The organism is Streptomyces sp. NPDC053076 (assembly GCF_044546845.1).
Lineage (GTDB): Bacteria > Actinomycetota > Actinomycetes > Streptomycetales > Streptomycetaceae > Streptomyces.
The window spans coordinates 478382-500688 of the sequence record NZ_JBITZL010000007.1; the positions used below are offsets into that span (position 1 = coordinate 478382).

Sequence of the window (22307 nt, forward strand, 5' to 3'; positions counted from 1 at the left end):
CGCCGTACGGCACCAGGGCCCCGAAGGAAATTCAACACCATCTGTCGGCCTTACTGCTGTGCCGACCTTCTGTTTCCGCTACCCGGCCCGACAGGGGGGAGCGGGGGATCGCAGCTGCGTGACCGGGGACCACCATCCATTCCGGGGTCTTGCGGTACCCGGGCCGAGTGCTTCTCGGGCCGGGCGATCCTGATGGCGTCTGCTCCTCCATTCCTCTCTGAACCAACCACTGTGGGAACCGGTACTGCTGTCGGCAGCTCCTCGACGTGCGAGCCGCCCAGTGCGGCTCCCAGTCTCGTCACCGTCCTGGGAACACTTTGGCTTCGAGGCTCGAGAGCCGCACTGACCTGCGAACTTCGTTTCATCCACCCGCCAGTTCGTGTCTGGCGGGTCGCGTTCGACCGTCTCTACGAGTTGAAGCGTAACCACGCCAGGGGCGAATGTCTACTCTGGCAAAGGCAGATTTCACCTTTCTGGGGGAGGAAGAAACCTGCCACCTGCGGCTTGGCCCTCGTGAGCCGTGAGCCGTGAGCCGTGAGCCGTGAGCCGTGAGCCGTGAGCCGTGAGCCGTCGGGCGTGGCGGCGTGGCGGCGTGCCGGCGTTCATGGACCGTGCGCGGTCTCAGCCACTTCGACCGGTGCGACGCCGTCTGCGCCCCGTTGCACGGCCAGAGTTTCCACGCGGATGACGACACAGCGATGGGGGCCTTGCCGACGCGCGTCGGCAAGGCCCCCACCGGGATCCTGAGGGCGGTTTCCCGCCCGTCCTCATACGTTCACGGGGCCGGCTCCGCCGAGCAGTGCCGACGCGGTCCCAAGCGCGGTCGGAACACCCATGGGCGCCGCCTCGGGGCCGTCGTGGCAGATGAACCCGAGGCGGGCCATGGCCCGGGTGACCTCGCCGGCGGTGAAGTCACGGCGGTCCTGGCGCGTGATGACCTGGCCCACCTGCTTGACGGGGTAGCGGCGGCGCCCGATGGTCACGGACTCTCCCGTGACGATCTCGGGCCTGACGCCCTTCATCGTGGCCAGCACCCCCGTCTTGGTCAGGTCGAACGGGTACCGGGCGATGACGCAGCGCATGATGCCTCCCAGGGGAGAAGTCGCGGGGGGAAGGAAACGGGGCTGTCCGCGGCGAGGCGGGTCAGCGGCAGAGGGGCGAGGCGGATCAGTGGCAGAGAGCGGGGACGCCCGCGACTCGGCCGTACTCACCGATGGCGCCGGGACCGGCGCCGGGCGAGGGCAGCGATCCTTCGAGGACGTCCCGCAGACGGATCCGGTCCGTGTACGTGGGACTGTCGCGGAGAACGGCGAGCCGGACCAGAGTGATCAAGTTTGTGCTCCGGTCGTCCCCGTCGCACACCGTCAGGTACTCGACACGGGCGCCCGCCATGACGGCCAGCGCCACCTCGACGGTCATGTCGTCCCACACCCGGGGCCCGTACGCTTCGATGTCGTCGGCCACGGTCACGGGGGCCGGGTCCGGCATGCGGTACTGCGTCTGGGGGGCGGGGTCCGGCATGGAGTACTGCGTCCGGATCGACGTCAAGGGGTGCCTCCTGCGGTAAGGGCTGGTCGGTTCGGTGACCGGGCGGTCCCGGGGAGACCGCGGTGCCCGGGCATCGGCCCGGGCACCGCGCCGGGCTCAGGCAGCCGATTCGTTGCCGGGCCGCAGCTGTGCCCTGCGACGCACCCCCGCGCCGACGGGTCGGCCCTGGCCGGTGCGGCCCCGGCGGCTCCGGGACGGCGAGGACGCGCGGCGGGGGCGTTCCACGACCGGCGCGGTGATGACCACCGGGACGCCGGAGGGAGCCTGGGCGCCGGTGATGCGGCTCAGTTCCGCCTCGCCCGAGCGCACCGGTGTGATGTGCGGGGTGATGCCGGCCGAAGCCATCAGCCGGCTCATGCCGCGGCGCTGGTCGGGCGTCACGAGGGTGACGACGCTGCCGGACTCGCCGGCGCGGGCCGTACGGCCGCCACGGTGCAGGTAGTCCTTGTGGTCGCTGGGCGGATCCACGTTGACGACCAGGTCGAGGCTGTCGACGTGGATGCCGCGGGCCGCGACGTTGGTGGCCACCAGGACCGTGACGTGACCGTCCTTGAACTGCGCCAGGGTCCGGGTGCGCTGCGGCTGGGACCTGCCACCGTGCAGGGCCGCGGCGCGGACACCGCTGTTCAGCAGGTGCTCGGTCAGCCGGTCCACGGCGTGCTTGGTGTCCAGGAACATGATGACCCGGCCGTCCCGGGCCGCGATCTCGGTGGTCGTGCGGTGCTTGTCCGCGTCGCGCACGTGGAGTACGTGGTGCTCCATCGTGGTGACGGCACCGGCCGACGGGTCGACGGAGTGCACCACCGGGTCGGTCAGGTAGCGGCGGACCAGCAGGTCGACGTTGCGGTCCAGGGTGGCTGAGAAGAGCAGTCGCTGGCCCTCGGGGCGCACCTGGTCGAGCAGGGCGGTGACCTGGGGCATGAAGCCCATGTCGGTCATCTGGTCGGCCTCGTCGAGAACCGTGATGCCGACGTCGGCGAGCAGGCAGTCGCCCCGGTCGATGAGGTCCTTGAGGCGACCGGGCGTCGCGACGACCACCTCCGCACCTCCGCGCAGCGCCCCGGCCTGCCTGCCGATGGACATGCCGCCGACGACGGTGGCGATCCGCAGGCGTACGGAGCGGGCGTAGGGCGCGAGCGCGTCGGTGACCTGCTGGGCCAGCTCACGGGTGGGGACGAGGACCAGGGCCAGCGGCCGGCGCGGCTCCGCGCGGCGGCCCGCCGTACGGGCCAGTACGGCGAGGCCGAAGGCGAGGGTCTTGCCCGACCCGGTGCGACCGCGGCCGAGTACGTCACGGCCGGCCAGCGAGTTCGGCAGGGTCGCCCCCTGGATCGGGAACGGTACGGTCACGCCTTCCTGGCCGAGCGTGGTCAGCAAGGGCGCCGGCATGCCGAGATCGGCGAACGACGCGACAGCGGGCAACGCCGGTGTGACCGTCTTCGGCAGCGCGAACTCGCCCTGCGGGGCCTGGCGGTTTCCGTAACCGCCGGAACGGCGCGGAGCGCCGGAGCGGCCTGCGGCGGAGCTTCCTCCGAAGCGGTCGTATGTGCGGGTCGTGCGTGCGCGAGTGGTGCGGGCGCGGTCCATGCGGAACCTTCCTCGACGTGGGCACGTATCAAGGAAATTCCGCAGCGAATTGAGCGGCGCAGAGAATCGCGAGAACGAGCCGGAAATGACAGGGTTGAACTACCCTGAAAATAAAGCGAGCCGGAGCCCGCACCCCAAGGTGCGGGCTCCGGCGGCGAAGTATGCGTCAGCGCCGGTGCGTCAGGCGGGAACGATGTTCTCGGCGGTCGGGCCCTTCTGCCCCTGCGCGATGTCGAACGACACCTTCTGGCCTTCCTGCAGCTCACGGAAGCCCTGGGCGGCGATGTTCGAGTAGTGGGCGAAGACGTCGGCGCCGCCGCCGTCCTGCTCGATGAAGCCGAAGCCCTTTTCCGCGTTGAACCACTTCACAGTGCCAGTAGCCATTTTATTTCTCCTTCGGAGACGGTGTCAGGAATGCCGCCCTGTGCGGATTCCGTGTCGCCGTGATGATCAGCCGTCGGAAAAATCTTCTGGCAACCACAACTGCAACTGACGTCGACAGTAGCACGCCGATATCGCCGCCGCCCGATAAGTAAATACGCCCCGCCTGTCGCCTCAGGAATATTCCTCGTGCGCCGCGTCGATTTCTTACGTTGCGACCACAGATATTGTCTCCCGGGCCGCGGTGTCGCCGCCGAGCGTCTCCGCTCACAGCGCTGTGACCTCCGACGACGGCTCGTCCACGGCCGCCGGAGTCCTCGGCGGACGAGATGCCGACGAAAACGGCGGAACCCCGGAAGCGAGACGAAGACCACATGGCGCCTCCACCGAACGATTTCGGTTCTCGTCACCCGCTCGTCCTCGGACGGCACCATGGGCATCATGAGGGTGAAGGCAGCCAACGGAGTCGTGGTCCGGGGGCCCTCCTAGCCGGCGCGAGCGGCGGTCCAGGTGATGTGCGGGGGCTCGACCCGTGCGCACAGGGGCCCGCCCTGCGCGTCGGTCAGGCCGAGGCGTCCGATCAGCAGCCCTTCGCGTGCGGCGGCGGCGAGTACGTCGGCGGGGATGACATCGAGCATGAGCTTGGCGCGGCGGAACATCGTGAAGGTGCCCGACTCGTCGACCGTGCCCCACGACAGGTAGATGAACCGTCGGCCCAGACGATCCTGCACGTAGGGCCCTTTGACCTCGGTGCCGGCCGGCGAGGCGCTCGTGGCGCACTCCAGGGTCCAGGTCGCGGACGGCGCGTCGCCGGGCTGGGGCTCGAGGAGTTCGGCCGGACGGTCGCGGCGTTGCACCGCGACGTGGATGTTGCCGTAGGCGGGCACTTTGCCGTCGACAGAGGCGGGACGAGTGAGGCCGGGCAGGTCGAAGGCGTCGATGCGGATGCGCATGACGGCCATCATCCCGCCCCTGGCGCAGTTGTTGCTTCAAGGTGGCCGAGGTCAGGCGGAGGTTGGCAAGATCCTGGCATGCAATTCGACGATCCTGGCAGCCTGTACGAGGTGTGCACCCAGCGGCTCGGTGAGAGGGCCGGTCGGCAGTTTGCTGCCATGGGCCGCCGCGGCTTTCGGCTGATCCGCTCAACCGAAAGGTCCCGGGCAACCGGTCAATGTCGGCTTGGGGGTCCTGCCCTCCTCGAACCGGAGACCCTCTGGCCCGAACACAACGGTGTTCCGCTGTCCCTGCACGCCGTACTGGACACGGATGCTCTCGCTAGCTGGCTGGGCACGGAACTGCCCGTACGACCTGGCCTGCTCAACTTCTTCTACCTGGATCCAGACCTGCCGTACGAGGAGTACCGCAAACTGGACGTGTCCGAACCCGGGGTATGCCGCGTCATCCCCGCCGACCCGACACAGGCAGTCATGGTGACAGCCCCCGAACCAGCGAGAAGCTACGCGGCGATGCCGGTCCACGCGGCTGAGGTGACCATGCTCCCGGACTGCTGGGACGTCGAGGACGATGACGTGGAGTTCGACAGGGGCCAACACTGGGGAGCGGCATCGCTGATCCTCAGCGAGATGGGAGATCTCGATGGAAACACCGCCGGCAGTCACTGCGCCTTCGGTTGGCCGGACACCTCGTACACGCTGAAGGTGTCGTCTCGCGACGCCGACGGCGCAGCCGTCCATCTACTCCAGCTTGCCGAGGACACCGAACTCGGATGGGGTTGGGGTGACGCCGGAACGTTGTATTTCACGATCCCGGCCAGAGCGCTCGCGGCCGGCGACTTCCGCAAGGCAGTGGCACAGGTCCTCTGCTGTTGACGCGCACGGCAGAAGATTCGCGGGAGCCGCATCCGCCGCAAAAACCCGTCCGGCCGTGCAGCCGAAGCGCGACCTGTATGACCATGCCCATATCGGACTGGACAACAAACAGCCTCAGGCCACTGGCCTTGCTGTCCGCCCTGAAGGGCACGGCTGGGGCACGAGCTCGAATTAGCCGCCGCTCCGCTCGATGCGCAGATGGATCGGCCCGCGCAGCACGGGGCTGCGCCGGTACGGTGGCGGGTCGGCGATCAGGCTGGGCCGGTCGAGGCGGCGTACCAGCTCGCTCAGCGCGATCTGGGCTTCCCGTCGGGCCAGCGGGCCGCCGAAGCACAGGTGGATGCCGCTGCCGAAGCCGAGGTGCTGGTTGTCCTGCCGGTCGGGGTCGAAGCGGTCGGGATCGTGGAAGCGATCCGGATCGCGGCTGCCCGCGGCCAGCATCAGCATGATCTGCGAGCCTTGGGGAATGACGGTGTCGGCGACGGTGATGTCGCTGTACGCCGCCCGCCAGGGAATGATGTGCACGGGCGGCTCGTAGCGCAGCAGTTCCTCGACCAGCGGCACGATCAGATCCGGTTCGTGGCGTAGTCGTTGCAGCACCTGAGGGTTGCGCAGCAGAGTCAGCATGCCGTTGGTGATGAGGTTGACGGTGGTCTCGTGGCCGGCGATCAGCAGCAGGTTGGCGGTGCTGATGATCTCCTCGTCGGTCATCCGTCCGTCCGGCCCGTCGTCGTTGGCGAGGCGGGACAACAGGTCGTCGCCCGGGCGGCCGTGGCGTTGTTCCAGCAACCCGCCGAGGTACTGGCGCAGTTCGCCGCGGGCCCGTACGCCGTTGTCGAGTTTTTCCCTGGGGTCGGTCCTGGGGTCGTAGTCGATCGAGTCGATGATGTCGTTCACCCACAGACGGAACCTCGGTTCGTCCTCGCGGGGCACGCCGAGCAGGTGGCAGATCACGGTGACGGGGAACGGGTAGGCGAGGTCGTCGACGATGTCGATCTGCTCCTTGTCCGCGAAGTCGTCGATCAGGCGGCCGACCGTGGCGGTCAGGTCGGGTTCCAGGCCGGTCACCAGCCCGGGGGTGTGCGGGGGGCCGAAGTGGCGCATCGCCATCCGCCGCAGCCGGTCGTGGTCGGGCGGGTCGAGGTTGATGAAGGGCGGCGTGGTCGTTCCCTCGACCGAGGGCATCGGATGCGACAGATGGCGGACGTCGGAGCTCAGGTGCGGATTGTGCAGGACGTCCGTGAGCTCGCGGTACGTGCTGATGACGTAGCTGCCGTCCTCCTGCCGGGCCACCGGTGTCCTGCGCAGCTCGGCGTAGAGGGGGTACGGGTCGGGCCGGGAGGAGTAGTCGAGGATCCGGTGCAGCATGTCGGGTGACTCGGCCGTGGTCATCTCGCTCTCCCTCCTACCGGCGGTACTGCGCGGCCGTGACCCGCCGCTCGCCGGGGTCGTGTCCGGTGACGACCACGGTGGCGCCCTGGGCGAGCAGGGAGGGGCCGGGGAAGTCGACGGGCTGGTCGGGCATGGGGCAGGGCGGCGGGAAGGGCGCGGCCGTCTCGATGAGACGGCGGTAGTGGTCCAGCCACTTCGCGTTGTTGAAGCTCACCGCGGCGGTGACCCGGCCCCGGTAGCCGTAGGCGGCGACGAAGCGGTGGTCGGGCACCGATCCCTGGGTGACGACCACCTCGTCGGCGAAGGTCGGCACGCCGACGGACTTGATGTTGACGCCGAACTGGATCGACCAGAACAGCGGGACGGACAGGTGGGGCCAGCGGTCCGCCTGGCCGTTGACCATGTTGTGGGCCGCGACCCGGGCCTGCTCCACGGCGTTGGCCCAGTGCTCCAGCGAGATGAGCCGGTATTCGTAGATCGGGTTCGGGCAGCGTGCCACGTCCCCGGCGACGAAGATGTCGTCGGTGATCAGGCCGTTGAGGTCCATGGCGCGGCAGCCCGTGTCGCAGGCGATGCCCCAGACCCCCGCCGCCAGTCCCGAGCCGCGCAGCCACTCGGTGTTGCGGATGCCGCCGAGTGCCACCACCGCCACGTCGGCGTCGAGCGTGCTGCCGTCGTCGAAGTGGGCGCGGCGGAGCCGCCCCTGTGCGTCGCCCTCCAGCTGGGTGACCTTGACACCGCACCGCAGGTCGACACCGTGGGCGCGCTGCATGTCCGATGCCACCTCGCCGATCATGGCGCCGAGCGCGCCGACCAGCGGGGCCGGCGCGAGTTCGGCGACGGTCACCGGGATGTCCCGCTCGCGGCAGATGGAGGCGATCTCGGAGCCGGTGAATCCGGCACCGATGACCAGCACGCGGGAGGGTCCGGCGGCGAGGGCCCGCTGCAGACCTTCGGCGTGCTCACGGGTACGTACGACGAACACTCCGTCCAGGGCCGCCTCGGACTCGACGAACCAGGGCCGGGCCCGTACCCCGGTGGAGATCAGCACCCGGTCGAAGGGGATCTCGCGTCCGTCGGCGAGACGCACGTGGTTGGTGGCCAGGTCCAGCCCGTCGGCGGGCACGCCCAGCAGCCACTCCGCGTCGATGTCACGCCGGCGCGGCAGCACGGTGCCGTCGGCGGGCACCCACCCCGTCAGCACCTGCTTGGACAGGGGAGGCCGGTCGTAGGGCTCGCCCAGCTCGTCACCGATCATGGTCAACGATCCGGTGAACCCCTCGTCGCGCAGGGACTCCGCGGCCCGCAGTCCCGCCAGGGACGCCCCGACGATCACGATGCGGCCCTCGCGCTTGAACGCTCGCAGGTTGTCGGCGCTGGTCATGGCCTCGTTGCCTCCACCGGTACGTCCCGCCCCTCCGGCCGCTCCTCCAGCCGGTCGACCAGGATCGCCTGGACCGGGCAGGCCGCCGCGGCGCGCAGCACCCGGTCGCGCTGGGCGTCGTCAGGGTTCGAGGCGTACATCAGCGCTTCCTCGCCGTGCATCCGGAACGCGTCAGGAGCCAGGAACGCGCACTGCGCATACCCTTCACAGCGGGAAAGATCAACGACAACTCTCATCCCGACCTCCACAGGGACTGCGAGGCGCGGACCCCGAAGCCGCCGCCCTTCCGGCGTGCGAAGTGCGGGAGGGCCGGAGAGAAAGGGGTTCGGCCGTTGCCTGCCCACCTCGGCGAACTGGGAGGTGGCACACCGCGCTTGTCGGGTCTCCGCAGAAGGAATCGGCCATCACCCACGAGGCGACCGGCGTCCGTGGGACCGCCTGGAAATCCTGCTGTTTGGCCCGATCAGCCTATGCCGCGCACGCATCACCCGCACCCCGAGCCAACGCCCTCCGGGTCGGCGACCACCTGCTGGAGCGGCTGGTCTGAGCCTGCGCCGGGGCCGGACCCCGACCGGGCGAAAATTCTCCGCCGGGCAGCGCAACGCACTCCACCATGGCATGCCGCCGTCCCTCCCCGGTGCTTGTCTGATGCCAGGACCTCCGGGCTGCGGACCCGGCAGAACCGGCCACGCAGTGGAGGAGCAGGACATCGTGAGTTCCACCGTGAGTTCGACCGAGGGGACATCCCAGGGCGTGATCCCCGCCCACCTGCTGCGCGGGCAGAAGGCACTCGTGACCGGCGCGAACTCCGGGATCGGCAGGGCGACGGCCGTGGCTCTGGGCCGGGCGGGGGCCGATGTCGTGGTCAACTATGTGGCCGGCGGCGAGGAGGCCGAGGAGGTGGTCGAGGAGATCGCCGCCCTCGGTGTCCGGGCGGCCGCCTACGAGGCGGACGTCTCCGACGAGCAGCAGGTCGTCGCCATGATGGACCGGATGGTCCGGGAGTTCGGCACGATCGACATCCTGGTCGCCAACGCGGGCCTCCAGCGGGACGCCCCGTTCACGGACATGACCCTCGCCCAGTGGCAGAAGGTCCTGGACGTCAATCTCACCGGGCAGTTCCTGTGCGCCCGTGAGGCGACGAAGGAGTTCCTGCGCCGCGGTGTCGTGCCCGAGGTGTCGCGCGCGGCCGGGAAGATCATCTGCATGAGCTCGGTGCACCAGATCATCCCGTGGGCCGGGCACGTCAATTACGCCTCCTCCAAGGGCGGGGTGCAGATGATGATGGAGACCCTGGCCCAGGAACTCGCCCCGAAGAAGATCCGCGTGAACGCGATCGCCCCCGGGGCCATCAGGACCCCCATCAACCGCAGCGCCTGGGAGACCCCTCAGGCCCGGGAGGACCTGCTGCGGCTGATCCCCTACGACCGCATCGGCGACCCCGAGGACATCGGCTACGCGGCCGTGGGCCTCGCCTCCGACCTCATGGACTACGTCGTCGGCACCACCCTCTACGTCGACGGCGGGATGACGCTCTTCCCGGGCTTCGCCACCGGCGGCTGACCACTGCGGCTGACCACTGGCGGCTGACCTCGTCCCGGCGGTCGCCCTGCTGTACTGGCTGGACACCCACGGCGAGCTGGGAGCGCCTCACCGACGCCGACCTGTGGCGCGGCAGCTCCGGTGACGAGGGCTGAACCTCGGCCCGACTACTTCTTGTCGAGCGCCTCGTTCAGGGTGATGGCCGAGTCGATGAGGGCGAGATGGGTGAACGCCTGGGGGAAGTTGCCGAGCTGACGGCCCGTCGGGTCGATCTCCTCGGCGTACAGGCCCAGGTGGTTGGCATACCCCATCATCTTCTCGAACACCAGCCTCGCCCGGTCGGTCCGTCCCGCGCGTGCCAGGGCGTCGACGTACATGAACGTGCACAGCGAGAAGGTGCCCTCCGAGCCGCGCAGGCCGTCGGGCGAGGCATCGGGGTTGTAGCGGTAGACCAAGCTGTCGCTGACCAGTTCCTCCTCCATGGCGTCCAGGGTCGCCGCCCACATCGGGTCCCCGGGAGTGAGGAACCCGACCGTCGCCATGCGCAACAGCGAGGAGTCCAGGACCTCACTGCCGTAGTGCTGGACGAAGGCCCGCCGGTCCCTGCTCCACCCTTCGGCCATGACCTGCTCGTAGACGGCGTCCCGCTCGGTCTGCCAGCGTCCGGCCGCGGACGGCCACCCCTTCGCCTGGGCGAGTCGCAACGCGCGGTCGAACGCCACCCACGACATCACCCGGCCGTACGTGAAGTCCTGGCGACCGCCGCGGGTCTCCCAGATTCCCTCCTCCGCCTGGTCCCAGTGGTCGGCCAGCCAGTCCAGGTCCGTCCGCAGCGAGGTCCAGCCCTCGTGCCCGACCTCGAAACCGTGCCGGTGCGCGAAGTAGATGCTGTCCAGCGCCTCGCCGTAGATGTCCAGCTGGAGCTGGGTGGCGGCGCCGTTGCCGATCCGCACCGGGGCGGAACCCGCATAGCCCTCCCAGTGGTCGAGGATCAGCTCGCTCAGGTCGGAGGCGCCGTCGACCTTGTACATGATGTTGAGCGGGCCCGCGTTCCCGTCCCCGCCGGCCCCCTCCCTGACCCGGTCGCCCAGCCAGGCGATGAACGCCCTGGCCTCCTCCGTGAAGCCCAGTCCCAGCAGGGCGTACACGGAGAAGGAGGCATCCCGGATCCAGGTGAAGCGGTAGTCCCAGTTGCGCTCGCCGCCCAGCTGCTCCGGGAGGGCCGCCGTCGGAGCGGCCACCACGGCGCCGCTGGGGGCGAAGGTCATGAGCTTGAGCGTGATCGCGGAACGCTCCACCACCTCCCGCCAGCGCCCGGTGTAGCGGGACTGGGCCAGCCAGGAGCGCCAGAACGCCGCCGCCTCCTCGAATAGCCGTTCGTGTTCGGCGCGGCGGATCTCCCTGGGCGGCCCCTCGGCGCCCATCTCCAGAATCAGCCCGCGCTGCTGGCCCGCCTCCAGGGTCAGCGAAACCTGGAGGTCGGCATCCCGGTCCGTGAGAACGTCGGCGATCCGGTCGTCCTCCGGCTCCCGGACGGGGTGCACGGTGAGTTCCGTGCCGTCCTCCGCGACGAAGACCGCTCCGTGCGGGGTGGTGTGCAACTGGTGTTTGCTGCGCCCGTAGTCGAACCGTGGGGCGACCTCCACATCGAACCTCATGGTGCCGCGTACACAGCGGACCAGGCGGACCAGGCGGTGACGGTGCGTGGCCGTCGTACCGGTCACGGGCATGAAGTCGACGACCTCACCGGCGCCCGCCTCGGTCATGAACCGGGTCACCAGGATCGCTGTGTCGGGCAGGTACAGCTGCTTGGTCGCATGGGTCGGGTGCGCCGGCCGAACCGAGCAGTGTCCGCCCTTCTCCTGGTCCAGAAGCGCCCCGAACACACTCGGCGAGTCGAACCGCGGGGAGCAGAACCAGTCGATCACTCCCTCGGTGGTCACCAGCGCCGCGGTCTGCAGATCACCGATCAGCCCGTGGTTCTCGATCAGCGGGTAGTCGTCCATCGGGGCGCCCCTTCCGGTGTGCGATTCACCCGAATGCCCCCTCGATCAGGCTATGCCGGAGCTCCGGCTCCGGCTCGTCGTGCCCTACCCCCGCGACCCCGTCGCTCCGGCACGGCGAGCGGCGCGGTGCCACGGCGCCGCTGCAGACGCGGGGTGCGGGGCGAGCAGTCCGACGGTCACCTCGGTGAGTGCGGACGGCATGACCATACGGAGGTGGATCAGATCCATCCGGACCTGTTGTGGGCCCGGACCGACGCGGTCACGGACGGCACCGGGCCGGGCGGGACAGCCGCGGGTCCCTCGTCACGGGTTGTGCCACTCGGTCGGCCGGGAGCGGTCACCGCTCCGGCGCGGACACCGCCCGCACCACAGCCGCCAGAACCTCCGCCGGGCTCTCCGAGTCGTTGACGTCGATGGTGACGCCCGGTTCGTCGGCGTGCAGCGGATCCAGCGTCGCGTACTGGGAGTCGAGCAGCCCCGGCGGCATGAAATGGCCCCTGCGCCGTGTCATGCGCTGCGCGGCCACCTCACGGTCGAGGGCCAGATACACGAACCACACGTTCGCTGCCGCACGGCGGAACTGGTCGCGATACGCGCGCTTGAGCGCGGAACAGGCGGCAACACCTCCGTGTCCACTCGACCCGGTGGTCCGGATCCACTCCGTGACCGCCGCCAGCCAGGACCGCCGGTCAGCGTCGTCCAACGGGTGTCCGGACGCCATCTTGACGCGGTTCGACGCGGAGTGGAGGTCGTCCCCCTCCAGGAACGGCACACCGAGCAGGTCCGCGAGCCGGACGCCCACGGTGGACTTGCCGGACCCGGACACACCCATCACGATCACCACGCGCGAACCGCCGACCACTTCGGCCAACGGTCCTCCCGGAACTGGCAGCGGAATGAGTTACTCCACTATCGCTCGCACTCCCCGGTCCAGACAGCCGAGGCCCCCGAGAACCGGCCCCCGCGGCCATCCCGCCCGCTCATCGAATGCCGAGACGTCGATGTCTGAACGCGGGGTGCCTTCGACCTGAGGCAGGGAGTGCCCCTGTAGTACCCACGGTGGACCTGTCGGCCGGTCCCTACTGCGTTTTCCCAGTGCGATGACCACGGTCAGGTCCGCCCCGGCGCTCGGCGGCTGCAGTAGCGGGGATCGTCGGCAGGCGCACGACGACACGACGGGCCGGTCCCGGAGAGCCTGGACGGACAGTCGGCACCAGATGTGGAGTGCCGTTGCTACTTTCCTGTATCGAGTGGGCCGTCTGGCCTTCCGGCGACGCTGGTACGTCGCCCTGGTGCGGGCGGCCGTCCTGGCCGCCGTCGGGTTGGGCGCCCTCAACGCCCCGGGCGCCTCCGACGAGGAGTTCTCCATGCCGGGCATCGAGTCCCAGAAGGCGTTCGACCTGCTGGAGGAGCGCTTCCCGGGGACCACGGCCGACGGTGCGACCGCCCGTGTCGTCTTCGTCGCGCCGAGCGGTGAGAAGGTGACCGTGAGCGGGCACAGGCGGGCCGTCGAGAAGGCCGTCGCCGAGCCGGCCGACGGCACGCAGGTGGCGAGTGCCGCCGACCCGTTCCGGGCGAAGGCGGTCAGCAAGGACGGTACGACGGCTTAAGCGACCGTCACCTACAAGGTCGAGGCCAACGACCTCACCGACGCCAGCACGACCCGTTGGAGCAGGCCAGGCCGGGTGGTCGGGATGAGGACGCGGGTGGTGACCAGCTCCGGGTCGGCGCAGATGGCGGCGGTGGCGGCGAGGCCGTCCGTGCCTTCCGACGGAGCCGAGGCGGTGGGTCTGACCTGCGGCCGCAACCTTTCTGACCTGCGTTGATCTGTCGCGCCGACGGTGTTGCGTGGACCCGGACGCCCTGCTGAGTCAAGCGCAGAGCCCGTTCCGTTTTCGTCGGGGATGCCTTCGCTCGTGCACACGCCTTCCGGTGTCGTGCGCCCCCATGACGGGGTCGGCTCTCGTGCTTCCTCGGAACAATGCTCGACTCAGCTCACTTGCCGGCTTCCGGGCCGTACCACTGGAGCGCCTGGCCGGTGACGGCGGCGATGCACTCGAAGTCCCGGTCGCGATGCAGGAGGGTCAGTCCCTGCAGCTCGGCCGTGGCGGCCACCACCAGGTCGACGGCTCCGGCGCTGCGGTGCTGTCCACGCTGCGTGAGAATCTCCTGGACCTGCCAGGCGCGGTCGTAGGCGCGATCGTCGACCGGTACCCAGCCGAAGAGCACACGCATGTCCTCGATGCCCTGTGTGCGGTCGGCGGCGGACCGCATGCTGTAGAAGAACTCCAGCTCGGTGATGGGACAGGTGGCGATCAGCCCGGCTGCTGCCGCCTGGTCCCATCCGTACTGCTCGGCATCGCCACGCAGCAGCCGGGCGAGTGCGCTGGTGTCGATGAGGAATTGCGCGGCGTTCACCGGCGGTAGTTCCCCTTGTCCTCGAAGAGGTCCAGGTCGAAGGCGCCCTCCTCCGCCGCGGCGCGCAGGCGGGTGAGCGCCAGAGCGCGCCGCCGGTTCTCGAGGACCTCGCGGAGAGCGGTGTTGACCGTCTCTTTCTTGGTGCTGGTGCCGAGGGCCTTGGCCACGTCTGCCACCAGCTGGTCGTCGAGGTCGATCACGGTTCGACTCACACCGTCCACCTCCTGCGTGGATATCGCAAACGCCATCAATGATATCTCAAGCGATACATGACCAGGTGGTCGACCTGGACAGAATGGTCAGCCGGCGTCGCGCTTCCGTGACCAACGACCACGACGTTCTTCGGTGTAACCACGGACAGCGGCTACCTGACACCGTCGCGGGCAGGCCGCACAAGGGCGCTGAAGAGGACCTGCTGCACCGGGGTCTCATGTGCGGTGTCGTCGCCCTTCGCCAAGAGAACGGCACGCTGATGGCTTTGGCTCGTGTCGTGCCATGGCCCCGCGCGCCAAGGGGCGTGCCAGGCGGCGCAGTTGAGGAGAGGGTTGGTGGCGACCGGATACGCCGAGGGGCTCCGTGCCCTCCGCGTGCCCTATCTCGAGTCGTGTCCGGAGCGCGAGGGGTGATAAAAGGTCTGGACAACAAGAAAACCCCAGGCTGCTGACCTGGGGTTTCAATGAGCCGGAGCGCACCGCCGGTGTCGCCGAGGGCGACGGCGATACTCATCGCCTGCGTGGCGGCGTAGAGCGGCCCGAAGGGCTGCGCATGCCGACCACGAGCATGCTCCGCCCCGAGGCGGGCACCGACCGCATGCGCCTGCGAAAGGTATTCCCGCGCCGTGTCCGGCGAGGCGCCACCCCGGGACGCGGCCACAGCAGCGTTCGTGACGAGCTGCCCGTACACCGACAGCCGGTCTGGATCGTGCTCGGACATCTTCGGCTCGATCCGGTTGGCCTGAGCCGCAGCGAGCGCAAACCCCTGCGCGGTCCGCCCGTCGCGGAGATTCACCCACGCCGTGGTGGCGGCCAGGTGGGCATCCCGCAGGTCGTCGCTGGCCTGCACGGCGATCTGTCGGCCGTAGGTGAGCGCCGCATAGGCCAGGTCCCGTGAACCCCACACGTTCGCGGCCATACCGGCAGTCTGGAAGACATCGGCCAGGACGCCGGCCGCGGCCTCCCGCTCGTCGGCGTCCGCAGCGTCGTATCGGGCGCGAGCTTCGGGCAGCAAGGCGCCGATCAGCGCACCGAGCTCGGTGTAGCGGCCCGCCCAATAGGCCGCGTCAGCACGCCGAACGACACCGCGGAGTTCTTCGACGGTGCCCGGCTCAGTGCCGGTGGGGATGCCGATCGCGGCATCGTGGGTGGCAGCGGACAGCGCGCGCAGTGCTGCACGCTCGTCGCGGTCCATGGATCGACGCGGCGCCTGCTGGCCGAGGAGCACGGCGATGTCCGTCCCAAGCGCAGAGGCAATGGACAGAAGCGAAGGAAGGGAAGCGGTGCCGCCCCGCTCCAGTTTCCGCACAACACCCACAGAGACGTTGGCCGCTTCAGCCAACTGCTCCTGCGTCATGGCACCGCGCAGCGTCTTGAGCCGTTCAGCGGTGCTGTACTCGGACCACTGCATCGCAGCAACTCCTCCCCGACCGACCAGGCACGGACCGTACCCACTGCTTTACGACGGGCAACACCCATGGGTACCGTCGGCACGGTGAGTTGGCTGGAAGTCACTGCTAGACGGAAAGTGTGGCGCTCACTCCAAGCAATGCCTCAAGATCGGCCACCGTGGCGGCTTCATCCGTCGCCAGGACGGTAGTGACGCCCAGGGCCTCGGCAGGTGGCAGGTTTCGAGGGTGGTCGTCGACGAACACGCACGCCTGCCCAGGAAGCCCGAGACGCTTCAACGTCAGCTCATAGATGGCAGGCTCGGGTTTTGCCATGCGGACCTGCTCCGAGATGACGCGCACATCGAAAAGGTCCCAAATCCCAGCATGCTCGTACGGGTTGAAGGGGTCCGTGCCGAAACTGTTCGACAGGAGAGCGAGACGGTACCCCGCGCTCTTGGCAGCTCGTGCGAGCGCGACCATGCGCCGAGCTGGGGGCACCGCGGCCCAGGCGCGCCCCATCAGGTTGTCCGGTGCGACATGTGCACCGAGAAGGGCTGCGGTGCGCTTGTTCCACTCCTCCTGGCCGATCTCACCGATCTCCAGTGCCGTGTAGAGCCGTCGGCCTTCAGGGTCGTCGTTCAGGGTGGCGCGCCACGCTTCCGGGGGAAGCCCTTCCGACTCGCACCAGGCGCGGTGCACGGCGAGCGGATCGGCGGTCAGCACCCCGGCGAAGTCCAGGATGAGCCCTTGCTTGGCTTGGCGGTCCGCGGTGTCCACGGGCTGCGGCATGCTGCGTGCTCCCTCTCGCTCGGCCTCACGAAGACGCTACCGCGCGACGGGCGCACGGATGCTGTACAAGCCGCAGGACTTGTACGGCGCGCGGGCCGCTTCGGGTGTCGTGCAGAAGGGCGCACTCAACACTGCCGGAGTCCGGCATGGTCGCCCCTGCTGAGTGGTCCTATTACCGACGGAGTCCGGCCGGACGGAAAAGCGGTACCCGCAACGACTCGGGATCAAGGCCAAGTGCCGGCGGGACTACAACCTGAGCGGGATGGGGAGGAGTCTGGGCTTCGTCCCGGACGGCGAGGTCCGAGGGCGGGGCCGTGACGGCGAGATCCTGATGGATGGTGGTTAGACCTTGCCCATCCGGACCTGTTCACGGAAATGGAGAGCGATGCGCTCCTAGTGGTGACGGTCGACCATGGAGTGTTCGCCGATCTGCGCGGCCTCGCTGACACAGCCGACGCGGAGGAATCCCGCGCCCAGGAAAGCCGGCTGGATGGCGGATCTCGTCGAGCTCGCATACACACCCCAGCTGGTTCATCAGATCCGGGACCTCACAGACACGGCAGAGCGTCAGCACCAGCGGGCGGCTCTGACCGGCCTGCGCAAGGTGTCCCCCAAATGCGTCTCGCCATGTGAGGCGATCAAGGATGGCTCGCCGAAATTGGCGCTCGCGCGCCCCTTGAGAGGTCGCTTGGCCTCGACTTAGGGCACGCGGAGGGCACGCCGCCCTCAAAATGGTCTAGACGACAAGTGAACCCCAGGTCGGCGACCTGGGGTTTCTTTTGGAGCGGGTGACGAGAATCGAACTCGCGCTCTCAGCTTGGGAAGCTGATGTTCTACCATTAAACTACACCCGCGTATGTCAGGACATGGTCTCCGCAGATCCCTGGCCCGGACGCTTGCTCACTGTACATCATCGCCGACCCCGGGTGCCGGGACCCCGGAGGTTTGAGGCTGTTTCAGGGTGGGATCCGACTGCGGGTGGCTGGAGTTGGGGCGTACCGTGGAGGCCGGAGTGCCGCCTGGAGAGTCCTCTCTTTGATCCCGTAATGTGGCATTTGTCGTCCGGGCAGAATCGCCGGACGAGGCTCTTGGGGAAGGGACTTGAGGGACTTGAGTGACTTGATGGAACGCACCGTCGTCCGTTGCGCGGACGGGCACGTCTTCAGCACCGCTTCGTTCCCGATGCAGCAGGCCGGGCGGCTCGGCCCCGGCCGGCTCGTGCGGTGTCCGCGATGCGCCCGGCTCCGCAGTGCGGTGCCCGTGGTCATGGAGAAGCGGTAAACGGGAAGGTCAGCAGACCGGCTGTAGCCGGAGCGTGACAGCGGGCGCGCGGAGCCGTTGCGATTGTCAGGGCTCCGCGCGCCTTGCGTATCCTCGCTACGTGCTTCTCTCAGACAAGGACATCCGGGCCGAGATCGACGCCGGGCGGGTACGGATCGATCCCTATGACGAATCCATGGTGCAGCCGTCGAGCATCGACGTGCGGCTGGACCGGTATTTCCGGGTGTTCGAGAATCACCGGTACCCGCACATCGACCCCTCCGTCGAGCAGGCCGATCTGACCCGGCTGGTCGAGCCCGAGGGCGACGAGCCGTTCATCCTGCACCCCGGGGAGTTCGTGCTCGCCTCCACCTACGAGGTCATCACGCTGCCCGACGATCTCGCCTCGCGGCTCGAGGGGAAGAGCTCGCTCGGTCGGCTCGGACTGGTCACCCACTCCACCGCCGGGTTCATCGACCCCGGCTTCAGCGGACACGTCACCCTTGAGCTGTCCAACCTCGCCACGCTCCCCATCAAGCTGTGGCCGGGCATGAAGATCGGACAGCTGTGCATGTTCCGGCTGACCTCGCCCGCCGAGTCCCCGTACGGCAGTGAGCGGTACGGCTCCCGGTACCAGGGGCAGCGCGGGCCGACCGCCTCGCGGTCCTATCTCAATTTCCATCGGACCCAGGTGTGAGGGCTACGACGACATGAGCGACGCAGACGTGCGGGAGAACCTGACCTACGAGCGGTTCGGGCTCGCCATCCGGGAGCTGGCGCAGACCATCGCCGACGACGGCTACGAGCCCGACATCGTGCTGAGCATCGCGCGTGGCGGGGTGTTCGTCGCCGGCGGCCTCGCCTATGCCCTTGATTGCAAGAACATCCACCTGGTGAACGTGGAGTTCTACACCGGCGTCGGGACCACCCTGGAAATGCCGGTCATGCTCGCGCCCGTGCCGAACGTGATCGACTTCTCCGACAAGAAGGTGCTGATCACCGACGACGTCGCGGACACCGGCAAGACCCTGAAGCTCGTCCGTGACTTCTGCCTCGACACCGTCGCCGAGGTGCGCTCCGCGGTGGTCTACGAGAAGTCCCACTCCCTCGTGAAGTGCGAGTACGTGTGGAAGCGGACCGATGACTGGATCAACTTCCCGTGGAGTGTCGAGCCGCCCGTGGTGCAGCGGGCCGGACAGGTTCTCGACGCCTAGCCCCACGGCACGCACAGGGGAAAGGGCCCCCGGCGGCCGACTGCCGGGGGCCCTTTCCGTGCGCGAGGCTGCTCAGAACGTGCCGAGCTTCACTATCGACAGCAGCGCCACCAGCTGGATCGCCGCCGCGCCCAGCGCCTTCGGCCAGGGCAGGTCGTGCGAGCGGGAGACCATCAGGGTCAGCAGGGCGCCCGCGCCGATCCAGGTGGCCCAGCCGAGGATCTGCACGAAGCCGGCGTCGCCGCCGAAGAACATGGCGAAGACCAGACGGGGCGTGTCCGTGAGGGCCGTGATCAGCATGGACAGGCCCACCGTGGGCTGCCAGGCGCCGTCACCGCCGAGCTGGCGGGCCAGGGTGTGGGTGACCACGCCCAGGACGAACAGGCCCAGCACCATCGCGACCGCGGCGAACAGCACCATCGGCACCGTGGTGGAGAACGAGGAGTCGATCGCGTCCTTGCGGGCGTCGTCGAAGCCGAAGACGGCCAGCAGGCCGTAGAGGAAGGTCACGACGAGGGCCGGGACCCACATCGTGTAGTCCCGCATGCGCAGGAACGTCTGGTCGGGGGAGAGGATGATCCCCTTCAGCAGTTCCTTCCAGTGCAGGGGCGGCCCGACCGGTCCGGCGGGCGCGGCGGCCGAGCCGGAGTGATAGGTCGCGCCCTGGGTGTAGCCGGCCGCCTCGTCGACCGAGAACGCCTGCGTGTGCCCCGGGTTGTTGGCCGCGTACGGGTCGTGCCCGGCCGGTCCGGGATCCGCGTAACCGCCGTCGCCGAAGTACTCCGGTCCGTCGTCGGCCGGCCCCGGGTAGCCGTACTGCTGTCTCTGCTGCGGGTACGAGGGCTGCTGTCCCTGCTGCGGGTACGACGGCTGTGGCGCCGACGGGTAGCCGTACGAGGGGCCCGACGGGCGCGACCGCCCGTGCGAGGGCTGACCGTACGGCGCTCCCCCGGGCTGCGCGTGCCCCCCGGGCTGCGCGTGCCCCCCGGGCTGCGCGTGTCCCCCGGGCTGAGCGGGGCCGTTTCCGCGCCCGTGCCCGTACGGCGCTCCCTGGGGCGCCTGCTGTCCTTGGGGGGTGCGGTTGTCCCGGCCCCCGCGTCCGATCCTGAATCCAGCCACGTCATCGAACGTACCTGGTGCCGGCGGCCGACGGGCCGGGCCCGGTGGTCCGGGCCCGGCTTTGCGGCCGACCTGTGACATCCCCTAAGGGACCGTCAGGCCCGGCACCGGGGGTTCCTCGGGGTTCCGGGGGCGCCAGGGCCTCAGGGGGTTTCCCCGGGGGAGCAGGGTCCTCAGGGGTTCCTTCCGGGTCTGCCGCGCTCCGTCCCGGGTGTGACCCGGTCCGTCCCGGGTGTGACCCGGTCCGTCTCGGGTCTGCCGCGCTCTGTCTCGGGTCTGTCCCGGCCGTTTCGGTCTGCCGCGGCCGTCTCGGTCCGTCCCGGGCTGAACCGGCCCGTCCCGGTCCGGGGCCGTCTCAGTCCGCGAGGACCCCGCCGAACTGCGGGGTGCCGCTGGTGGAGACGCCCACGGTGGTCACGCCGAAGGCGCGCGAACCCGTCGTACAGGTTCGCCCGGGCGTGCTGTCGTACCGGTTCGCCGGGGCGTGCTGTCGTACCGGTTCGCCCGGGCGTGCTGTCGTACCGGTTCGCCGGGGAGCGGCTTCGTACTCGGCCTGTTGGCGTACGCCGTTCCGACCGCCTTCTGAGGCCGGCCGGGGGGCATGGTCCAGGATGGGTCCATGAGCGTAGTGAAGATCAACGTGCTGACCGTCCCCGCCGAGCAGCGGGAGACGCTGGAGAAGCGGTTCGCCGCGCGGGCCCACGCGGTGGAGAACTCCGACGGCTTCGAGTGGTTCGAGCTGCTGCGTCCCGTCGAGGGCACCGACCAGTACCTCGTGTACACGCGCTGGCGGGACGAGGAGTCCTTCCAGGCGTGGATGGAGGGCCCGATGAAGTCCGCGCACCAGGGTGGCGGCGAGGGAGGCGAGCGCCCGAAGCCGGCGGCCTCCGGCTCCACCCTGTGGTCCTTCGACGTGGTGCAGCAGGCGGCGCCGAAGGGCGCCTAGCCCGGAAGTATGAGACTGCGGCGCCCCGTTGCCGCGTATCCGGCGGCGCCCCGTTGCCGCGTACACGGCGGCGCCCCCTGGCACGTACACGGCGGCGCCACCGTGTCACGTACACGATGGCGCTCCCCTGTCACGTGAACGACGGCGCCCCCTGCCTGTGCGGGTCAGGGGGCGCCGTCGGGTCTTTCAGTGAGCGGTTACTTCGCGGGTTCGGGTTCCGGTTCGCTCTCGGTCCGGGGTTCGCCCGCCGGGTCGAGCGGGGTCCGGACGGAGTCGAGCAGCAGCTGGGCGACGTCGACGACCTGGATGGACTCCTTCGCCTGGCCTTCGTTCTTCTTGCCGTTGACGGAGTCGGTGAGCATGACCAGGCAGAAGGGGCAGGCGGTGGAGACGATGTCGGGGTTGAGGGCGAGGGCCTCGTCGACGCGCTCGTTGTTGATGCGCTTGCCGATGCGCTCTTCCATCCACATCCGGGCGCCGCCGGCGCCGCAGCAGAAGCCGCGTTCCTTGTGGCGGTGCATCTCCTCGTTCCTGAGGCCCGGGACCTTGCCGATGATCTCGCGCGGGGGCGTGTAGATCTTGTTGTGGCGGCCCAGGTAGCAGGGGTCGTGGTAGGTGATGATGCCCTCGACGGGGGTGACGGGGATCAGCTTGCCCTCGTCGACGAGGTGCTGGAGCAGCTGGGTGTGGTGAATGACCTCGTAGTCGCCGCCGAGCTGCGGGTACTCGTTGCCGAGGGTGTTCAGGCAGTGCGGGCAGGTCGCGACGATCTTCTTCGCGGACTTCGGCTTCGCGGACTCGGGAACGACCTTGCCCTCGTCGTCGGTCTCCTCGCCGAAGGCCATGTTCAGCGCGGCGACGTTCTCCATGCCGAGTTCCTGGAACAGGGGCTCGTTGCCCAGGCGGCGGGCGGAGTCGCCGGTGCACTTCTCGTCGCCGCCCATGATCGCGAACTTGACGCCCGCGATGTGCAGGAGTTCGGCGAATGCCTTGGTGGTCTTCTTGGCGCGGTCCTCCAGGGCGCCGGCGCAGCCGACCCAGTACAGGTAGTCGACCTCGGTGAGGTCCTCGATGTCACGGCCGACGACCGGGATGTCGAAGTCGACCTCCTTGGTCCACTCCAGGCGCTGCTTCTTGGCCAGGCCCCAGGGGTTGCCCTTCTTCTCCAGGTTCTTGAGCATCGTGCCCGCCTCGGAGGGGAACGCGGACTCGATCATGACCTGGTAGCGGCGCATGTCGACGATGTGGTCGATGTGCTCGATGTCGACCGGGCACTGCTCGACGCAGGC

22 protein-coding genes, 1 tRNA gene and 1 pseudogene are annotated in these 22307 nt (G+C 69.1%); 6 read left to right on the forward strand and 18 right to left on the reverse strand.

Going from position 1 to position 22307, the window contains the following annotated elements; all coding sequences use genetic code 11:
• Nucleotides 1-767: 767 nt before the first annotated feature.
• The 5 genes from ACIGYR_RS28500 to ACIGYR_RS28520 form a co-directional block, all read right to left on the reverse strand.
• Complete coding sequence (locus tag ACIGYR_RS28500) at nucleotides 768-1082, reverse strand: SCO5918 family protein (RefSeq protein ID WP_391846258.1); 315 nt, start codon at nucleotides 1080-1082, stop codon at nucleotides 768-770.
• Between the two features lie 85 nt (nucleotides 1083-1167).
• Entirely contained in the window at nucleotides 1168-1488 is a 321-nt protein-coding gene (locus tag ACIGYR_RS28505; RefSeq protein ID WP_399604117.1) for a CBS domain-containing protein, read from the reverse strand.
• 156 nt (nucleotides 1489-1644) lie between these two features.
• Nucleotides 1645-3135 (reverse strand): DEAD/DEAH box helicase, encoded by a 1491-nt coding sequence (locus ACIGYR_RS28510; protein ID WP_391846260.1) that lies wholly within the window; start codon nucleotides 3133-3135, stop codon nucleotides 1645-1647.
• Between the two features lie 180 nt (nucleotides 3136-3315).
• Nucleotides 3316-3519 carry a cold-shock protein gene (locus tag ACIGYR_RS28515; RefSeq protein WP_030224351.1) on the reverse strand — a complete coding sequence of 68 codons (204 nt, stop codon included), beginning with the start codon at nucleotides 3517-3519 and terminating at the stop codon, nucleotides 3316-3318.
• A gap of 482 nt (nucleotides 3520-4001) precedes the next feature.
• Nucleotides 4002-4469, reverse strand: coding sequence for a DUF5990 family protein (locus tag ACIGYR_RS28520; RefSeq protein ID WP_399603309.1), 468 nt, complete (start codon nucleotides 4467-4469; stop codon nucleotides 4002-4004).
• Nucleotides 4470-4547: 78 nt separating this feature from the next.
• Here ACIGYR_RS28520 and ACIGYR_RS28525 point away from each other — a divergent pair, with 78 nt between their 5' ends.
• Complete coding sequence (locus ACIGYR_RS28525; protein ID WP_399603306.1) at nucleotides 4548-5345, forward strand: DUF1963 domain-containing protein; 798 nt, start codon at nucleotides 4548-4550, stop codon at nucleotides 5343-5345.
• Nucleotides 5346-5516: 171 nt separating this feature from the next.
• Here ACIGYR_RS28525 and ACIGYR_RS28530 read toward each other — a convergent pair whose 3' ends face one another.
• From ACIGYR_RS28530 to ACIGYR_RS28540, 3 genes are read right to left on the reverse strand one after another with little or no spacing between them, the layout of a single operon-like run.
• Nucleotides 5517-6737 carry a cytochrome P450 gene (locus tag ACIGYR_RS28530; RefSeq protein WP_399603303.1) on the reverse strand — a complete coding sequence of 407 codons (1221 nt, stop codon included), beginning with the start codon at nucleotides 6735-6737 and terminating at the stop codon, nucleotides 5517-5519.
• 13 nt (nucleotides 6738-6750) lie between these two features.
• Nucleotides 6751-8121, reverse strand: coding sequence for an NAD(P)/FAD-dependent oxidoreductase (locus ACIGYR_RS28535; RefSeq protein ID WP_399603301.1), 1371 nt, complete (start codon nucleotides 8119-8121; stop codon nucleotides 6751-6753).
• Nucleotides 8118-8357, reverse strand: coding sequence for a ferredoxin (locus tag ACIGYR_RS28540; RefSeq protein ID WP_399603299.1), 240 nt, complete (start codon nucleotides 8355-8357; stop codon nucleotides 8118-8120). The genes ACIGYR_RS28535 and ACIGYR_RS28540 overlap by 4 nt, the downstream gene beginning before the upstream one ends.
• A 532-nt stretch (nucleotides 8358-8889) precedes the next feature.
• Between ACIGYR_RS28540 and ACIGYR_RS28545 the strand changes: the two genes are divergently transcribed.
• Nucleotides 8890-9684: an SDR family oxidoreductase gene (locus ACIGYR_RS28545; protein WP_399604114.1), complete on the forward strand. Its 795-nt coding sequence runs from the start codon at nucleotides 8890-8892 to the stop codon at nucleotides 9682-9684.
• 146 nt (nucleotides 9685-9830) lie between these two features.
• Here ACIGYR_RS28545 and ACIGYR_RS28550 read toward each other — a convergent pair whose 3' ends face one another.
• Together ACIGYR_RS28550 and ACIGYR_RS28555 are read right to left on the reverse strand one after the other, a co-directional pair.
• Nucleotides 9831-11669: a glycoside hydrolase family 15 protein gene (locus tag ACIGYR_RS28550; RefSeq protein ID WP_399603297.1), complete on the reverse strand. Its 1839-nt coding sequence runs from the start codon at nucleotides 11667-11669 to the stop codon at nucleotides 9831-9833.
• Nucleotides 11670-12006: 337 nt separating this feature from the next.
• Entirely contained in the window at nucleotides 12007-12531 is a 525-nt protein-coding gene (locus ACIGYR_RS28555) for a gluconokinase (protein WP_399604111.1), read from the reverse strand.
• Between the two features lie 388 nt (nucleotides 12532-12919).
• On the opposite strand from ACIGYR_RS28555, the gene ACIGYR_RS28560 reads away from it, so the two are divergent.
• Nucleotides 12920-13279, forward strand: a complete 360-nt coding sequence (locus ACIGYR_RS28560) for an MMPL family transporter (RefSeq protein ID WP_399603293.1) — start codon at nucleotides 12920-12922, stop codon at nucleotides 13277-13279.
• 74 nt (nucleotides 13280-13353) lie between these two features.
• On the opposite strand, the pseudogene ACIGYR_RS28565 reads toward ACIGYR_RS28560, so the two are convergent.
• The 6 genes and pseudogenes from ACIGYR_RS28565 to ACIGYR_RS28590 form a co-directional block, all read right to left on the reverse strand.
• A pseudogene (locus ACIGYR_RS28565) lies at nucleotides 13354-13434 on the reverse strand (DNA-binding response regulator); the annotation flags it as partial.
• Nucleotides 13435-13664: 230 nt separating this feature from the next.
• Nucleotides 13665-14087, reverse strand: a complete 423-nt coding sequence (locus ACIGYR_RS28570) for a PIN domain nuclease (RefSeq protein WP_399603289.1) — start codon at nucleotides 14085-14087, stop codon at nucleotides 13665-13667.
• Entirely contained in the window at nucleotides 14084-14299 is a 216-nt protein-coding gene (locus ACIGYR_RS28575) for a type II toxin-antitoxin system VapB family antitoxin (RefSeq protein WP_033320602.1), read from the reverse strand. Before ACIGYR_RS28575 ends, ACIGYR_RS28570 begins: the two co-directional genes overlap by 4 nt.
• A gap of 46 nt (nucleotides 14300-14345) precedes the next feature.
• Nucleotides 14346-15710, reverse strand: a complete 1365-nt coding sequence (locus tag ACIGYR_RS28580) for a helix-turn-helix domain-containing protein (protein ID WP_399603286.1) — start codon at nucleotides 15708-15710, stop codon at nucleotides 14346-14348.
• 106 nt (nucleotides 15711-15816) lie between these two features.
• A complete protein-coding gene (locus ACIGYR_RS28585) occupies nucleotides 15817-16479 on the reverse strand; it encodes an HAD-IA family hydrolase (RefSeq protein WP_399603283.1) in 663 nt (220 codons plus the stop codon).
• A gap of 780 nt (nucleotides 16480-17259) precedes the next feature.
• A tRNA-Gly gene (locus ACIGYR_RS28590) sits at nucleotides 17260-17333 on the reverse strand.
• A gap of 527 nt (nucleotides 17334-17860) precedes the next feature.
• Here ACIGYR_RS28590 and dcd point away from each other — a divergent pair.
• The gene (gene dcd, locus ACIGYR_RS28595; RefSeq protein WP_161287729.1) at nucleotides 17861-18436 is read left to right on the forward strand and encodes a dCTP deaminase; all 576 of its coding nucleotides are present in this window, start codon (nucleotides 17861-17863) and stop codon (nucleotides 18434-18436) included.
• 13 nt (nucleotides 18437-18449) lie between these two features.
• Entirely contained in the window at nucleotides 18450-18953 is a 504-nt protein-coding gene (locus ACIGYR_RS28600; protein ID WP_391846266.1) for a phosphoribosyltransferase, read from the forward strand.
• A 72-nt stretch (nucleotides 18954-19025) separates the two neighbouring features.
• On the opposite strand, the gene ACIGYR_RS28605 is transcribed toward ACIGYR_RS28600, so the two are convergent.
• The gene (locus ACIGYR_RS28605; RefSeq protein WP_399603281.1) at nucleotides 19026-20153 is read right to left on the reverse strand and encodes a YIP1 family protein; all 1128 of its coding nucleotides are present in this window, start codon (nucleotides 20151-20153) and stop codon (nucleotides 19026-19028) included.
• Between the two features lie 538 nt (nucleotides 20154-20691).
• On the opposite strand from ACIGYR_RS28605, the gene ACIGYR_RS28610 reads away from it, so the two are divergent.
• Nucleotides 20692-21018: an antibiotic biosynthesis monooxygenase family protein gene (locus tag ACIGYR_RS28610; protein WP_399603278.1), complete on the forward strand. Its 327-nt coding sequence runs from the start codon at nucleotides 20692-20694 to the stop codon at nucleotides 21016-21018.
• Nucleotides 21019-21215: 197 nt separating this feature from the next.
• Here the strand turns inward: ACIGYR_RS28610 and ACIGYR_RS28615 are convergent.
• A partial coding sequence (locus ACIGYR_RS28615) for a (Fe-S)-binding protein (protein ID WP_400014325.1) occupies nucleotides 21216-22307 on the reverse strand: 1092 nt, incomplete at its 5' end.

Bases quoted from the DNA above. Each gene is read 5' to 3' on its own strand.
- ACIGYR_RS28500 (WP_391846258.1), bottom strand. From the start codon at position 1,082: ATGCGCTGCGTCATCGCCCGGTACCCGTTCGACCTGACCAAGACGGGG.
- ACIGYR_RS28505 (WP_399604117.1), bottom strand. From the start codon at position 1,488: ATGCCGGACCCGGCCCCCGTGACCGTGGCCGACGACATCGAAGCGTAC.
- ACIGYR_RS28510 (WP_391846260.1), bottom strand. From the start codon at position 3,135: ATGGACCGCGCCCGCACCACTCGCGCACGCACGACCCGCACATACGAC.
- ACIGYR_RS28515 (WP_030224351.1), bottom strand. From the start codon at position 3,519: ATGGCTACTGGCACTGTGAAGTGGTTCAACGCGGAAAAGGGCTTCGGC.
- ACIGYR_RS28520 (WP_399603309.1), bottom strand. From the start codon at position 4,469: ATGCGCATCCGCATCGACGCCTTCGACCTGCCCGGCCTCACTCGTCCC.
- ACIGYR_RS28525 (WP_399603306.1), top strand. From the start codon at position 4,548: ATGCAATTCGACGATCCTGGCAGCCTGTACGAGGTGTGCACCCAGCGG.
- ACIGYR_RS28530 (WP_399603303.1), bottom strand. From the start codon at position 6,737: ATGACCACGGCCGAGTCACCCGACATGCTGCACCGGATCCTCGACTAC.
- ACIGYR_RS28535 (WP_399603301.1), bottom strand. From the start codon at position 8,121: ATGACCAGCGCCGACAACCTGCGAGCGTTCAAGCGCGAGGGCCGCATC.
- ACIGYR_RS28540 (WP_399603299.1), bottom strand. From the start codon at position 8,357: ATGAGAGTTGTCGTTGATCTTTCCCGCTGTGAAGGGTATGCGCAGTGC.
- ACIGYR_RS28550 (WP_399603297.1), bottom strand. From the start codon at position 11,669: ATGGACGACTACCCGCTGATCGAGAACCACGGGCTGATCGGTGATCTG.
- ACIGYR_RS28580 (WP_399603286.1), bottom strand. From the start codon at position 15,710: ATGCAGTGGTCCGAGTACAGCACCGCTGAACGGCTCAAGACGCTGCGC.
- ACIGYR_RS28585 (WP_399603283.1), bottom strand. From the start codon at position 16,479: ATGCCGCAGCCCGTGGACACCGCGGACCGCCAAGCCAAGCAAGGGCTC.
- ACIGYR_RS28600 (WP_391846266.1), top strand. From the start codon at position 18,450: ATGAGCGACGCAGACGTGCGGGAGAACCTGACCTACGAGCGGTTCGGG.
- ACIGYR_RS28605 (WP_399603281.1), bottom strand. From the start codon at position 20,153: ATGTCACAGGTCGGCCGCAAAGCCGGGCCCGGACCACCGGGCCCGGCC.
- ACIGYR_RS28610 (WP_399603278.1), top strand. From the start codon at position 20,692: ATGAGCGTAGTGAAGATCAACGTGCTGACCGTCCCCGCCGAGCAGCGG.